Annotated in this window: 11 protein-coding genes; 3 read left to right on the forward strand and 8 right to left on the reverse strand. The window is 64.5% G+C overall.

The genetic code is table 11. The annotated features are described in order from the left end of the window. Window positions 1–23 precede the first annotated feature (23 nt). The 5 genes from HUS66_RS10970 to HUS66_RS10990 all read right to left on the reverse strand — a co-directional run bounded on the left by HUS66_RS10970 (window position 24) and on the right by HUS66_RS10990 (window position 5,413). Window positions 24–602 carry a Rossmann fold domain-containing protein gene (locus HUS66_RS10970; protein WP_175070953.1) on the reverse strand — a complete coding sequence of 193 codons (579 nt, stop codon included), beginning with the start codon at window positions 600–602 and terminating at the stop codon, window positions 24–26. Window positions 603–663: 61 nt separating this feature from the next. Continuing rightward, window positions 664–2,016: a TRAP transporter large permease gene (locus HUS66_RS10975; protein ID WP_175070954.1), complete on the reverse strand. Its 1,353-nt coding sequence runs from the start codon at window positions 2,014–2,016 to the stop codon at window positions 664–666. Continuing rightward, entirely contained in the window at window positions 2,009–2,647 is a 639-nt protein-coding gene (locus HUS66_RS10980; RefSeq protein ID WP_175070955.1) for a TRAP transporter small permease subunit, read from the reverse strand. The genes HUS66_RS10975 and HUS66_RS10980 overlap by 8 nt, the downstream gene beginning before the upstream one ends. Further along, a complete protein-coding gene (locus HUS66_RS10985; RefSeq protein WP_175070956.1) occupies window positions 2,647–3,732 on the reverse strand; it encodes a TRAP transporter substrate-binding protein in 1,086 nt (361 codons plus the stop codon). The genes HUS66_RS10980 and HUS66_RS10985 overlap by 1 nt, the downstream gene beginning before the upstream one ends. A gap of 286 nt (window positions 3,733–4,018) precedes the next feature. After that, window positions 4,019–5,413 (reverse strand): sigma-54 interaction domain-containing protein, encoded by a 1,395-nt coding sequence (locus HUS66_RS10990; RefSeq protein WP_175070957.1) that lies wholly within the window; start codon window positions 5,411–5,413, stop codon window positions 4,019–4,021. A gap of 304 nt (window positions 5,414–5,717) precedes the next feature. On the opposite strand from HUS66_RS10990, the gene dauA reads away from it, so the two are divergent. Continuing rightward, window positions 5,718–7,466 (forward strand): C4-dicarboxylic acid transporter DauA, encoded by a 1,749-nt coding sequence (gene dauA, locus HUS66_RS10995; RefSeq protein WP_175070958.1) that lies wholly within the window; start codon window positions 5,718–5,720, stop codon window positions 7,464–7,466. 201 nt (window positions 7,467–7,667) lie between these two features. Continuing rightward, window positions 7,668–9,377, forward strand: a complete 1,710-nt coding sequence (locus HUS66_RS11000) for an ABC transporter permease (RefSeq protein ID WP_254628795.1) — start codon at window positions 7,668–7,670, stop codon at window positions 9,375–9,377. Here the strand turns inward: HUS66_RS11000 and HUS66_RS11005 are convergent. Further along, a complete protein-coding gene (locus HUS66_RS11005; RefSeq protein ID WP_175070959.1) occupies window positions 9,330–10,502 on the reverse strand; it encodes an ABC transporter ATP-binding protein in 1,173 nt (390 codons plus the stop codon). The two genes, HUS66_RS11000 and HUS66_RS11005, sit on opposite strands and share 48 nt — an antisense overlap. Window positions 10,503–10,788: 286 nt before the next feature. Here HUS66_RS11005 and HUS66_RS11010 point away from each other — a divergent pair, with 286 nt between their 5' ends. After that, window positions 10,789–11,817, forward strand: coding sequence for a Fe(3+) ABC transporter substrate-binding protein (locus HUS66_RS11010; RefSeq protein ID WP_175070960.1), 1,029 nt, complete (start codon window positions 10,789–10,791; stop codon window positions 11,815–11,817). Between the two features lie 133 nt (window positions 11,818–11,950). Here the strand turns inward: HUS66_RS11010 and HUS66_RS11015 are convergent, their stop codons facing one another. Then, a complete protein-coding gene (locus HUS66_RS11015) occupies window positions 11,951–13,108 on the reverse strand; it encodes an HlyD family secretion protein (protein ID WP_175070961.1) in 1,158 nt (385 codons plus the stop codon). 37 nt (window positions 13,109–13,145) lie between these two features. Then, complete coding sequence (locus HUS66_RS17830; RefSeq protein ID WP_254628796.1) at window positions 13,146–13,469, reverse strand: hypothetical protein; 324 nt, start codon at window positions 13,467–13,469, stop codon at window positions 13,146–13,148. Window positions 13,470–13,474: the final 5 nt, after the last annotated feature.

Consider the following 13,474-nt stretch of genomic DNA (forward strand, 5'->3'; position numbering starts at 1 on the left):
CGCAACACTGGCAGTAGCGGCGCTCAGGTATCCGACAGGCGCAGAACCTGGCCGGTAATGGCCCGCCCTGCGCCCCCCGCCAGGAAGCGAGTACAGTCGGCCACCGAGGCACTCGAGGCGCCTCTCGGGCAAAGCAGGTTGACGCGGATCGCCGGGCCGCCGCCATCGGCGAGACGCCGCACCAGTGCCCCTAGGGCCTCACGCACCATGCTGGCCGCCTGGCTGTCGCCGTCCGGGGCCACGGCGACCAGCCGCCCGCCCCCACGGCTCTGCATCCAGGCCCTGGCGACCTGCAAAAGCCCCGAGGGCCCGACCACCTGCTCGTCGAGCTTGCGGGCCAGGGGCTCACCGGGGGGCAGCATGCGCGGGGCACAGACCAGCACATCGAGTCTCCCCAGCCGCCCCAACAGCTCATCGAGGGCCCCCTCCCCGGCCACCAGACCGAAGCGGTCGGCCTGCTCGCCACCCAGGCCGTCCAGTACCGACTCGAGGCTTGCCGCATCAGGCGTTAGCAGTGCCACGGTGGCGCCTTCTTCGAGGAAGACCCGCGCCAGGGCCTCAAGCATCTCATCGGCGCCGGCGATCAGTACCCGCTTGCGCATGCCTTGTTCCTCACAACCGCCTTCGGGTCGTGCCCATACCCGCCCACACTCATCTGTGAGCTCAGGGCATCAGCCCCGGCAACCACAACACCAGCGCCGGGAAGACCATGCACAGCACCAGCCCGGTCACCTGCAGCAGCACGAAGGGAATGATCGAGCGATAGATGGTCAGGATGCTCACCTGGCCCTCGGTGATGCCCTTGAGATAGAAGAGCGCGTAGCCGAAGGGTGGCGTCAGGAAACTGGTCTGCAAATTGATCGCCACCAGAATCGCGAACCACACCAAAAGCCCCTGACCGGAGAGCCCATAACCGAAGTCCAGCACCTCGACTACCGGGGCGACCAGCGGCAGCACCACGAAGCTGATCTCGATCCACTCGAGGAAGAAGCCGAGCACGAAGATAAGCCCCATGATCAGCAGCATCAGGCCGTAGGGCCCCAGGCCAGTGCCGGTGATCAGCTCTTCGATCATGTAGTCACCGCCCAGGCGCTTGAAGACCACCGAGAAACAGGTGGCACCAATGACCACGAACAGGATCATCGCCGAGGTACGCGAGGTCTCGCGCACCGCCTCACGCAGGGTGGCGAAGTCCAGGCTGCGCATGGCCAGCGCCAGCAACAGGCTGCCCAGTGCCCCGATGGCCGCGGCCTCGGTGGGAGTGGCGATGCCGGCCATGATCGAGCCCAGCACCACAAAGATCAGCACGAAGGGGCCCAGCAGGTCGCGCAGCAGCGCCAGCGGCAGCGGCGTCGGGTCGACGTCGGCCATATCGGCAAGCGGTGCCCAATCCGGGCGAATCCGCGCGGTGATCAGCAGATAGGCGATGTAGAGTCCACCGAGCAGCAGCCCTGGCAGCAGAGCGGCCTTGAACAGCGCACCCACCGAGATCTGCAGGATCGAACCCATCAGCACCAGCATGATCGAGGGTGGGATCAGGATGCCCAGGGTACCCGAGGCGGCGATGACCCCGCAGGCCATCTCGGCCCGATAGCCCTGCTTCATCATTACCGGCAGCGCCAGCAGCCCCAGCATCACCACCGAGGCACCGATGATGCCGGTACTGGCGGCCATGATCACGCCAAGGATCGCCACCGACACGGCGAGTCCGCCGTGGGTGCGCCCGAAGAGTCGCTGCAGGGTCAGCAGCAGGCGCTTGGCCACTCCGGATCGCTCGAGCATCAGGCCCATGAACACGAACAGCGGAATAGCGATCATCAGCCAGTTTTCGATCACCCCGCCGAAGATCCGTGAGCCGACGGTGCCCAGGAATGGCACGGGAATGTCACCGATGAAGGCAAAAACGATGCCCAGGCCGCCGAGCAGGAAGGCCACCGGATAGCCGCTAAAGATACCCGCCAGCAGGGTCACGACCATCAGCAGAGCGAGGGCATATTCACTCAGGAATTCAGCCATGGGTCGCCCCTTCGTCGACGCTGGAACCAGAGGCGCCGCTGCGCGGGTCGAGGATCACAGCAAGCTTGGCGAAGACCTGACCCAGTGCGCCCACCGCCAGAAAGACGAGCCCGATCGGCAGCATGGCCTTGATCAGATAACGGTCAGTGAGACCGCCATAGTTGGATTGTTCGTTAGAGATATAGGACATGGTCACAAAATGCTTGGAGAGCCAGGCAATCAGCAGGCAGAAGGGAATCAGCAGCAGCAAATGCCCGATCACATCGACGATTGCGCGCCCCTGTAGAGACAGGCGGTGATAAACCAGGTCGACTCGCACATGAGTATCGTGGTGCAGGGCATAGGTGCCGCCGAGCAGCGTCAGGATGCCAAAGAGATGCCATTGCAGCTCGGTGATGCTGTTGATGGTCAGGGCATCGCCGAACAGCAGGATCTTGGTATCCCAGCGGCCGATTTCATTGACGCCCAGGGCGTTGAGCAGCACGGTCGTGAGCACGGCCAGCATCACCAGCAAGAGCAGCCAGCTGGAGATGCGACCCACCACCAGCCCCAGGCCGACCAGCGGTCGGCCCAGGGCGGCGCACACGGCCGCGCCACGCTCACGCCAGGGCGCGAGAGTGGCGCGTGACATCAGCTATCCCCTTCGTCGAGCGGAATGATCGGCGGCATGGCCTGCAGCTCATACCATTCGTCGATCAGGCCGGCGTGCTCCATCAGCGAGCGATACGCCTTGGCGAAGGCCGGGTTGTTTTCCATCTCTTCCCGACGCACCTCGACCCAAGACTGCTGCAGGGCGTCTAGCACCTCGTCCGGGAAGCGACGCACTTCCACGCCCTTCTCTTCCAGCTCATGGATGGTCCGCACCTGCTCAGGCGGCGCTTCGGCCATGGCCCACTGCAGGGTCGAGCGACAGGCGGTTTCGAACTGCGCCTTGCGTTCATCGCTGTACTCATCCCAGACCGCCTGGTTGATCAGCAGCGAGAACCAGCTGGCGCTCTGGTGCCAGCCAGGGAAGTAGTAGTACTTGGCGACTTCGTCGAAGCCCATGGCGGCATCGACCTGCGGTACCGAGAACTCAGTGGCGTCGACGCGGCCACGTTCGAGCGCCAGGTAGATCTCGCCGCCCGGCACCAGCTGGGTAGAGGCACCTAGCCGGTTGAGCACCTTGGCGCCGAGGCCGGAGATACGCATCGACAAGCCATCGAAATCTTCGGGGCTATTGATCTCCTTGTTGTACCAGCCGCCGGTTTCCTGGGGCGAGATGAAGCAGGGCAAGACCTTCACGCCGTACTTGTCGTACTCGGTCTGCAAAAGTTCGGTGCCTTCGCCAGACCACATCCACGACATGAAGGCTTCCGGCGATGGACCAAACGGCAGCGCACCATAGAGGTTGGTGATCGGCACGGTGCCGGCCCAGTAGCCCATCCAGTCCCAGCCGGCTTGGATGGCGCCCGAGGACACGGAGTTGAAGACTTCGAAGGCGGGTACCAGGTCGCCCGGTTCGTGAACGCGCAGGCTGACGGCGCCGCCGGTGGCGGTTTGCAGTTCCTTGGACAGGTGCTCGGCACCGGCACCCAGGAAGTTCTTCGTCGAGAAGGTACTGGCGACATCGAGGCGCTTGGGCCCGTCAGCCATGGCCGGCAGGACGACCCCAGCGGTCATGGCTGCGGCAATGCCGGCAGCGAGCAGCGTACGCGGGAAGTTGGGGCTTGGCATGAATGACTCCTTGCGTTGTTCTTATTACAGACTGTTATTCCAGCGGTGTCGCATGGAACCTTGGCGTCGGAACCAAGCGCAAGATCGGCGCCATTGAAAAAAAACCTCTTTATCTTCATGGCTTTATATAATGCATCGGGCGCCTGGCATGGCCATGAGTGGCCGGAAGTCGTCACATGATGACCTGAGGACGTCCGGTATCTCGGACGCCGCCAGGTTCCACCTCACGTAAAGGGCAGCTAACAGGCGTCCGAAAAACCGGACGATGTCCGAAAAACCGGATGCCTCAACCTGCCAGCAGGCCGTGTCGGGTCAGCTTTTCATAGAAGGAAGACTTGGCGATGCCCAGTCGCTTGGCAGCACGGGTGCGATTGCCGTCGCATTCGGCTAGTGCCGCCTGCAAGGCCTCGCGCTCGGCCTGAGCCAGGGTCGCCTTGAGCGAGGCGCCGAGCCTGGGTGGCTCGCCGTGGCGCTGGCGCAACGCTTCGGGCAGGTCGGCCACATCGAGATGATTGCCGCCCAAATAGAAGGCCGCCTCCAGGACATTCTCCAGTTCGCGCACATTTCCGGGCCAGCTATGGCAGGTAAGGCAGTCCAGCGCCGCCTGACTGAGACTTGGACAGCGCCGCTTTCGACGCTCGGCGAGCCTCGCCAGCAGATGACGGGCCAGCAGCGGGATATCGTCACGCCGCTCGCGCAGCGGCGGAATCACCAGCGGCACGACATTGATACGATAGAACAGATCCTCGCGGAATTCGCCGCGCTCGATCAGACTCTCCAACGGCCGGTGGGTGGCGGCAATGACTCGCACATCCACCGGCACGAGACTGGTCGCCCCCACCGCTTCGACCTCACGGTCCTGCAGCACCCGCAGCAGCTTCACCTGCATGGCCGGCGGCATGTCGCCGATCTCATCGAGAAACAGCGTGCCGCCATCGGCAAGCTGGAACTTGCCGGGCTTGCCGCCCTTGCGGGCACCGGTAAAGGCGCCCTCCTCGTAGCCGAACAGCTCGGCCTCGAGCAGCGCCTCGGGAATCGCCGCGCAGTTGAGTTTGATGAAGGGGCCTTTGGCTCGCTCGGAGAGGCGGTGCAGAGCATGGGCATAAAGCTCCTTGCCGGTGCCTGACTCACCGCGAATCAGCACCGAGGCATCCCCTGGAGCCACCTTACGGACTCGCGCGTTGAGTGCCTGGACGCCATCGCTGTCGCCGATCACATCCGCCAGCTGCCAGCGCGTGCCCGGCGTCGCGCCCAGGGCGGCCGATCGGTAGTAATCGACTTCGGCTTCCAACGCCTCTACCTGCGCATTCATCTGCCGCCATTCCCAGGTGTCGTGATAGAGCACCGTGCCGATCGCGCCTACCACTTTGCCGTCGACGCGCACCGGATAGCGGTGGGCAATCATGTGATGACCGCGCACCATCTGCAGCTGTGCAAGCTCAGCCTGGCCGGATGTCACCACTTCCGGCATGCGGGTGTTCTCGATGACCTCACGCACCGGCTTGCCGTACGCCGCCAGTGGATCGATCTCCAGGAAGGCAGCATAGGGGGCATTCAGATAGGCGATGCGCGACTCGGCATCCACCACCACCAGCCACTCGCCCATGGCATCGAGGCCACGCAGTAAAAGCGGCGAGACGAGCGGCCCTGCCAGTGCCTGGGGGAAGATGTCAGAGCCCATGAACGTCATTCCCTTGCGAAGAATATCCACCCAGCATTGACGCTGAGGCACCACCCAACAAGAGGACCTTGGACGTAGACGCTCCCGCGCCATCAGCCGCCAAGCTGCGCGAATCATGCGTATCAAGAGCCGGGGTGATGTGTCCGGGCTGGAAACCCGGCAACTGAGACGGCACTGTGGCAAAAGACCACTTTTCTTCCATCGCCTATTTTCGGGATCATATACAAGAAAATCGTCTTGCCGCCCGCTCTTCAGGCGCACAATCTATCGGGTAACCCTCACACATCTAATTGAAGGATCTCTCATGGCGCACTCCTCTTCGCCCGCGCATCGCCCTCGCCTCGGCACCGGCCTGCTCAACGCCTGGAAGGCGGGCTATGGGATAGGAGACCTACGCCATGACATCCTGGCCGGCCTGACCATTGGCATCGTGGCCGTGCCGCTATCGATGGCGTTGGCGATTGCCACCGGAGTGGCGCCCCAGCACGGGCTCTATACCGCCATCGTCGCCGGCATCGTGATCGCCCTCACCGGCGGTTCGCGCTTCAGCGTGTCGGGCCCTACCGCCGCCTTCGTGGTGATCCTGCTGCCCATCGTTCAGCACTATGGGCTTGGCGGGCTGCTGATTGCCACGCTGATGGCAGGGATGATCCTGGTCGGCCTGGGGCTCGCCCGCCTGGGCGCCCTGATCCAGTTCGTGCCCTACCCGGTGGTGCTTGGCTTCACCGCCGGCATCGCGGTGGTCATCGCCACCCTGCAGGTGCCGGATTTCCTCGGCCTCGAGGTGGCACGAGGCGAGCATTTCACTGACAGCCTGATGAATATCCTCGCCGCCTTGCCCGAGACTCGCTTGGCCGAGCTTGCCATCGGCGTCATCACCCTGGCGGTGCTGCTGCTGTGGCCGCGGCTGCGCACGCCGGTGCCCGCGCCGCTGGCGGGGTTGGTCGCCGGGGCACTGGCCGCCTATGTCGCCAATCACTGGTTGGGGGGCGACATCGCCACCATCGCCTCGCGCTTCGAGTGGAGCGCCCAGGGCGAGAGCGGCGTCGGCATTCCGCCGATCGCCCCGAGCTTCGCCCTGCCCTGGCATATGCCTAACGCCGACGGCGAACCGCTGGCGGTGAACTTCGAGCTTATCCGCTCGCTGCTCGGCCCGGCCTTTGCCATTGCCATGCTGGCAGCCATCGAGTCACTGCTCTGCGCGGTGGTCGCCGACGGCATGACCCGCACCCGGCACGATCCCAATGCCGAACTGATTGGCCTTGGGCTTGGCAACATTGCCGTGCCCTTCTTCGGCGGCATCACCGCCACTGGCGCACTGGCGCGTACCGCCACCAACATCCGCAGCGGCGCGCGCTCGCCGATCGCCGCCGTAGTGCATGCGCTGGTGGTCCTGCTGGCGGTGATTGCGCTTGCCGGGCTGCTGGGGCTGGTGCCCATGACCTCGCTGGCCGCGCTGCTGTTCATCATCGCCTGGAACATGAGTGAAGCGCGGATGTTCGTGCACACCCTGCGCTCGTCTCCTGCGGGCGATGTGGCGATCTTGGCGATCTGCTTCGCGCTGACGGTGCTGTTCGACATGGTGCTGGCGGTCTCGGTGGGCATGGGCCTGGCTGCCGCCCTGTTCATTCGTCGCATGACGCAGGTGACGCAGACAACGGCCCGCCCGCTCGAGCGTCATCCGGAAGTGCAGGACCTGCCACCTCAAGTCGCGCTCTACGACATCAACGGCCCGATGTTTTTCGGCGTCGCCGAAAAGGCCCTGTCGGCGCTGCAAACGGTTGACCCCGACATCCGCATCGTGATGGTGGATATGCATGGCGTGCCGAGCATCGACGGCACGGCACTCGTCGCCTTGCGCCGCATGGTCGAGGAGATGCGTCGTCAGAATGTCGGCCTGATTCTGGTCGGCCTGTCGCCCCGCCAGATCGTCAAGCTGCGCCGAGCCGGCATTCGCACCACCGCCGGCGAACTGACGCACTGCGCGAGCCTGGAGCGCGCCAGGACCGTGGCTCTGCGCTGGCTAGAGAAAGGCCGCCCCGAGCAGGCCTGAGACAGCCAGATGGCAGCCTGCCGCGCGTGGCAATACGTGCGCGGCAGGCTGCAGCGATAACCCCCAACTGATAGTATTCTCGGCCGTTACCATTTTCGCCCGTTACTGGCCTCACTCGTGACCCCATTGCATTGGGCGGGTGACGGGGCCTCTTCTCGCAGGCTCTGACTGCCGGCCTAAGCACCGCAAGGAGTCAACCGCTTGTTCCTACCCCCCCGTTCCCGACCGGCCAGCCTGGCTAGTCGCCTATCGCTGCACTTCAGCGCCTGGAGCGTACTGACCATCGGCATTGCGCTGATCGTGGCGCTACCGGTGATCGTGGTGCTCGCGCATATCCTAGTGCCCACCGACGGCATCTGGCAGCACCTGGCCAGCACCGTGCTGGGGCGCTATCTCACCAACACCCTGTTTCTGGTCGTGACGGTTGGGCTTGGCACCTTCATCATCGGTACCGGCACGGCCTGGCTGGTGGTGATGTGCCGCTTCCCTGGACGCCGACTGTTCGAATGGGCGCTGCTGCTGCCACTCGCCGTGCCGACCTATGTGATCGCCTACGCCTATACCGACTTCCTGCAATACGCAGGTCCGGTGCAGACCTGGCTGCGCGAGGTCTTCGACTGGGGCCGCGGCGACTACTTCTTTCCCGACATTCGCTCGCTGGGCGGAGCCGCCACGCTGATCACCCTGGTGCTCTACCCCTACGTCTACATGCTGACCCGGGCGGCCTTCCTCGAGCAGTCGGTGTGCGTGCTGGACGTGGGCCGCACCCTGGGACGCGGCCCCTGGCGGCTGTTCACCAGCGTGGCGATTCCGCTGGCCCGGCCTGCGATCGTCGGCGGCGTATCGCTGGCGTTGATGGAGACCCTCAACGAATTCGGCGCGGTGCAGTACTTCGGCGTCGACACCTTCACTACCGGCATCTACCGCACCTGGTTTGGCATGGGCGAGCAGGTCGCCGCCGCCCAGCTGGCGGCTTGCCTGCTGGCCTTCGTGATCATCTTTGTGTTGCTGGAGCGCTGGTCGCGGGGCAAAAGGCGCTACTTCCACACCTCAGGCCGCTATCAGCAGCTGCCCGAATTTCACCTGCGCGGCTGGCGTGGCGTGGCGGCCTGCCTCGCCTGCCTGTCGCCGATCATGGTGGGCTTTTTGATTCCCAGCGGTCTGCTGGGCTATCTCTCGGTGCAGGGTGGGGATGACCTGTTCGGGGCCCAGTTCCTCGAGTTCGCCGGCAATAGCCTGGTGCTGGCGACCATCGCCGCCCTGGTGGCGGTGGGCCTGGCGCTGGTACTGAGCTATGGCGCTCGCCTCAATCCACGCCCGATCACGCGCCTGGCCACCCGCATCGGCGCTATCGGCTATGCGGTGCCCGGCTCGGTGGTAGCGGTCGGCATCCTGATTCCCTTTTCGTGGCTCGATCAACGCATCAACGGCTTCATGGACGAGCAGTTCGGCATGATGGTCGGGCTCTTGTTCAGCGGCTCCGCCTTCATCCTGATCTATGCCTATGTGGTGCGCTTCCTGGCAGTCTCCTTCAACGCCATCGAGGCAAGCCTTGGCAAGGTGACGCCGAGCATGGACGCCGCGGCCCGCACCCTGGGCCAGACCGCCGGCGGCACCCTGCGCCGCGTGCACACCCCGATCATCCGCGGCAGCCTGCTGGCCGCGGCAATTCTGGTATTTGTGGATGTCATGAAGGAACTGCCGGCGACCATCATCCTGAGGCCCTTCAACTTCGACACCCTGGCAGTACGAGCGCACAATCTGGCAGCGGACGAGCGCCTCGCCGAAGCCTCCACCGCCTCGCTGACCATCGTGGCGGTGGGGATCATTCCGGTGATTCTGTTGAGCCTGGCGATTCGAGGCTCACGCCCCGGCAGCGGTGGCGTCGGCGGAAAAGACAAAGACCTGTGACGGGTCGAGCTGGATAAGCACCGGCTGTCCCTCTTCGGGCAGGAACACGCCCGGCACCCGGGCGTGGAGGTGAGCTTCCCAGCCACCGGCGCCATGGGCACAGATGTGCAGCAGGCTCGAACGCCCCAACAGTTTGGCCATCACCACATGGCTGTGATGGCCATGGCTGTTATCACCATGACCCTGGTGCCCAACGCCGTAAGGGGCCACCGGCGGTTCGTCGAGAGTCACGATCTTGAGCGCCTCGGGGCGGATCAGCACCCGCACCTGGCTGCCGTCGGCCATATCGTCCACCGGCACCTCACCGACCGGCGTCGTTACCCGGCCACCCTGTACCTCGCCGGCCATCTCGTTGACCTCGCCGAAGAAGGTCACCACGAAGGGGTCGCGCGGCGCGCAGTAGAGCTCCAACGGCGTGCCCATCTGCACGATATGACCATCACGCATCAAGGCGATGCGATCGGCCATGAACATCGCCTCTTCCGGGTCGTGGGTAACCAGCAGAGCCCCTGCGCCGACCCGCTTCAGCACGTGCAGGGTATCGTCACGAATACGATCGCGCAGCCGCGCATCCAGGCTCGAGAAGGGTTCATCGAGCAGCATCAGTGACGGCGCCGGTGCCAGTGCCCGAGCCAGCGCCACGCGCTGCTGCTGACCGCCGGACAGGGTGTGCGGGTAGCTCTTGGCATAGCCTTCCATCCCCAGCTGCTCGAGCAGCTCCATGGCCCGCGCACGGCGCTGCTTGCCGGGCAGCGACTCGAGACCAAAGGCAACATTGTCGAGCACGGAAAGGTGCGGAAACAGCGCCGAGTCCTGAAAGGCCAGCCCGACATTGCGCTTCTCAGGCGGCACATGGGCCTTGCCGGGCCGGCCAATGGGTCGGCCGCCCAGATCGACGCCACCTTCCTGCACGGCCTCTAGCCCGGCGACAATGCGCAACAGCGTGGTCTTGCCGCAACCCGAGGGGCCCAGCAAGCAGACGACTTCGCCCTGCTCGACGTAGAGGCTGACATCCTCGACCGCCTGGTGCTTGCCGTAGGCATGGCGGATGTGATGCATGGCGAGGACGGGGGCCTCGTGGGAAACCTGGCGGTCAACGTCGGTCGGGATCGCTTGGGAGGTCATGAAAGCTCGTCGTCTCATCTCGTCCGTCTGCGGCCTGTGCCGCAGCGTGAAAGCGGGAATGCGTCCTAAATGCATTCCAGTTTACTCGGTTTGTGGGCCCCTACGCACGCCACCGCCCCATGATCTGGATCAGCCGCGCGCCGGGTTTTAGCGGATCTCGCTCAAGGACAGCGCAAGACGGCCGCAATCTCAGTTGACGAAGCTTCCCGCAAGCGCTTCAATGGCAGTAAGTTAATGCAACGTATTATCATTCAATTTCAGGTTCTCGCTATCCATGAGGTGTCCGATGCCCCTGCAACGCCGTCACGTTCTGCCCCTCGCCGCCCTGGTGGCCGGTTCCGCTTTTGCCAGCCAGGCCCTGGCAGATTCCGTGAACATCTATTCGGCGCGTCATTACGACTCGGATCAGGCGCTCTATGACGCTTTCACCGAAAAGACCGGCATCGACGTCAACGTGCTCGAGGGCAACTCCGACCAGTTGATTCAGCGCATCCTGCTGGAAAGCGAGGCCGGCCCCGCTGACGTCATGATGACCGTGGACGCCGGCCGCCTGTGGCGCGCCGAAAAGGAAGACATCTTTGCCCCGGTCGACTCCGAGGTGCTGGACGAGCGACTGCCCGCCTCCATGCACCATCCTGAAGGCAAGTGGTTCGGCTTCAGCCAGCGCGTGCGCGCCATCTTCTATAACCCGGACGCCATCGACCCAAGCGAAGTCTCGACCTATGAAGACCTCGCCGATCCCAAACTCGAGGGCCGGGTCTGCATCCGCTCCTCGAACAACATCTACAACCAGTCGCTGCTGGCCTCGATGATCGCTCACCACGGTGAGGACGGCGCCGAGAAATGGGCACAGGGCGTGGTCGACAACATGGCCCGCGACCCGGAAGGCGGCGACACCGATCAGCTGCTGGGCGTGGCCAGCGGCGAGTGCGACGTGGCCGTGGCCAACCACTATTACTACGTACGCATGCTCGAATCCGACAACGACGCCGAGCGCGAGGCCGCCGAGTCGATCGAGATCCTGTTCCCCAACCAGGACGACCGCGGCGCCCATATCAACGTCGGCGGTGCCGGCATGATCAAGGGCGCCCCGCACCCGGAAAACGCCCAGCGCTTCCTGGAATTCCTGGCCTCCGACCAGGCCCAGGAGATGTTCTCCAAGGGTAACCACGAGTTCCCGGTGGTCGACGGCGTCGAGACCGACGAGGTGCTGGCCTCCTGGGGCGACTTCAAGCGCGATGACCTGAACGTCAGCGTGCTGGGCGAGAACAACCCCAAGGCGGTACGGATCTTCGACCGCGTCGGCTGGCGCTAAGCCCCGGCCGGTTGGCCTGACGCCATAGGCTGACAGCTACCGATACCGACAAAGCAATGACAGAAGGCCCGCAGCATGTGAACTGCGGGCCTTTTTGTGTTGGTTAAAGCTTCCATCACCACTGGGCTACTGCTCAGCCGTGACGCGGGCCGGCGCCACTCACATCGATCTCCACGTTCACCATCATGCCCGGCCCGATCAGGTCGATGGGGCCCTCGTCGAAGGCGATACGCACCGGCAAGCGCTGGGTGATCTTGGTGAAATTACCCGAGGGGTTGGGGTCCGGCAGCAGGGCGAACTGGCTGGTGGCTGCACGCCCGATAGTGGTGATATGGCCCGAGAATGTCTGGTCCGGGAAGGCATCCACCGCAATCGCGACCGGCTGATCGACGCGCAGCTCGCTGATGTCGGTCTCCTTTATATTCGCCTCGACCCAAAGCTTGGCCGGGTCATGCATCATCAGGATCGGCTGGCCGGGGCTGACATACTCGCCCTGGTCGATGAACGTCTTGTTGACCACCCCGCTGACAGGGCTCGGCACCTGGAGATCGGCGATGTGCTGCTTTGTCTGTTCCAGCCGGGCCCGGGCTTCGGAAAGCGCCTGCCGGGCGACCCGGAGCTGGGAGTGTTGCACACTCGGGTTGGGTAGCGGCATCTGCGAGCCATTGATGAAGCCGACCTCGGCGTTGTCGGCCAGGGCCTGACTGACCGCGACCTCCTGCTGGGCATGATGATATTCCGCCTGCGCCGCCTGATAGGCGTAATAGTCCTCATCGCGCTGCTGTTGCGACACCGAGTGCTTGGCAAGCAGGGCATCGGAGCGCTGGAAGTCCTTGCGCGCCTGAACCAGCCGCGCCTGGGCGGCCTGCATGGCGGCCTGGCTGGCGCTGAGCTCCTGATGGGTCAGGCTCTTGCCGCCCTCGAGCTGGCGTTCGGCGACCTCGAGGCGTTGCTGCTGATAATCGACCCGCGCCTGCATGACGGCCACACCGGCCTGGCGGGTTTCGAGTTCCTGCTCATCGGGCTGGCTGTAGAGCTTGGCGACGATGGCCCCCTTGTCCAGGTGATCGCCCTCGATCACCGTGAAGTCGGTGACCCAGCCCGCCAGGCGACTGCTAACGGTGACCTGATTGGCCATTACCCTGGCGTCCTGGGCGCTGACATGGCTCATCCGGTGGTAGATGGCAACACCCGCCCAAAGGGCGCAAGCCAGCAATGCCACCGCGAGAAGCGCCAGCTTGGTGCCCTTGCCGGGGCGGCGGGGTGCGGCATTCGAGGTCAGCGATGTCATGGTCGGTAAGTCCTTGAACTGACAAATGAAGGAAGGCTCATACGCGCTGCCAGCGGCTGAGCAGGATCGAAGGAATGGCCACCACCAGCAGGCTGCCCACCAGCAGCCAGAAGCCGTCCTGATAGGCGAGGATCGATGCCCAGACCGTCTCGAGGCGGCCTAGCAGATAGCCCGCCATGGCCTGCTGTTGGGTATCCGGCACGCCCAGGTGGCCGGCGATGCGGGCGTAGTCGCCGAGCTGTTCGCGGGCTAGGCTGTTGCCGGCGTTGATCCCGGCGTTGAGGTGCTGACCGTGCAGCGCCGTGCGCCGATCAAGCAGAATCACCAGCCCGGCGGTGCCCAACGCACCGCCCAGTTGCATGGCGA

This window comes from Onishia taeanensis (assembly GCF_013349955.1).
GTDB classification, from domain to species: Bacteria; Pseudomonadota; Gammaproteobacteria; order Pseudomonadales; family Halomonadaceae; genus Onishia; species Onishia taeanensis_B.

What these genes read in the sequence shown, in the direction of transcription:
- HUS66_RS11010 (WP_175070960.1), top strand. Translation starts at nt 10,789, where the DNA reads ATGCCCCTGCAACGCCGTCACGTTCTGCCCCTCGCCGCCCTGGTGGCC.
- HUS66_RS10980 (WP_175070955.1), bottom strand. Translation starts at nt 2,647, where the DNA reads ATGTCACGCGCCACTCTCGCGCCCTGGCGTGAGCGTGGCGCGGCCGTG.
- HUS66_RS10990 (WP_175070957.1), bottom strand. Translation starts at nt 5,413, where the DNA reads ATGGGCTCTGACATCTTCCCCCAGGCACTGGCAGGGCCGCTCGTCTCG.
- HUS66_RS17830 (WP_254628796.1), bottom strand. Translation starts at nt 13,469, where the DNA reads ATGCAACTGGGCGGTGCGTTGGGCACCGCCGGGCTGGTGATTCTGCTT.
- HUS66_RS10970 (WP_175070953.1), bottom strand. Translation starts at nt 602, where the DNA reads ATGCGCAAGCGGGTACTGATCGCCGGCGCCGATGAGATGCTTGAGGCC.
- HUS66_RS10985 (WP_175070956.1), bottom strand. Translation starts at nt 3,732, where the DNA reads ATGCCAAGCCCCAACTTCCCGCGTACGCTGCTCGCTGCCGGCATTGCC.
- dauA (WP_175070958.1), top strand. Translation starts at nt 5,718, where the DNA reads ATGGCGCACTCCTCTTCGCCCGCGCATCGCCCTCGCCTCGGCACCGGC.
- HUS66_RS11015 (WP_175070961.1), bottom strand. Translation starts at nt 13,108, where the DNA reads ATGACATCGCTGACCTCGAATGCCGCACCCCGCCGCCCCGGCAAGGGC.
- HUS66_RS11005 (WP_175070959.1), bottom strand. Translation starts at nt 10,502, where the DNA reads ATGACCTCCCAAGCGATCCCGACCGACGTTGACCGCCAGGTTTCCCAC.
- HUS66_RS10975 (WP_175070954.1), bottom strand. Translation starts at nt 2,016, where the DNA reads ATGGCTGAATTCCTGAGTGAATATGCCCTCGCTCTGCTGATGGTCGTG.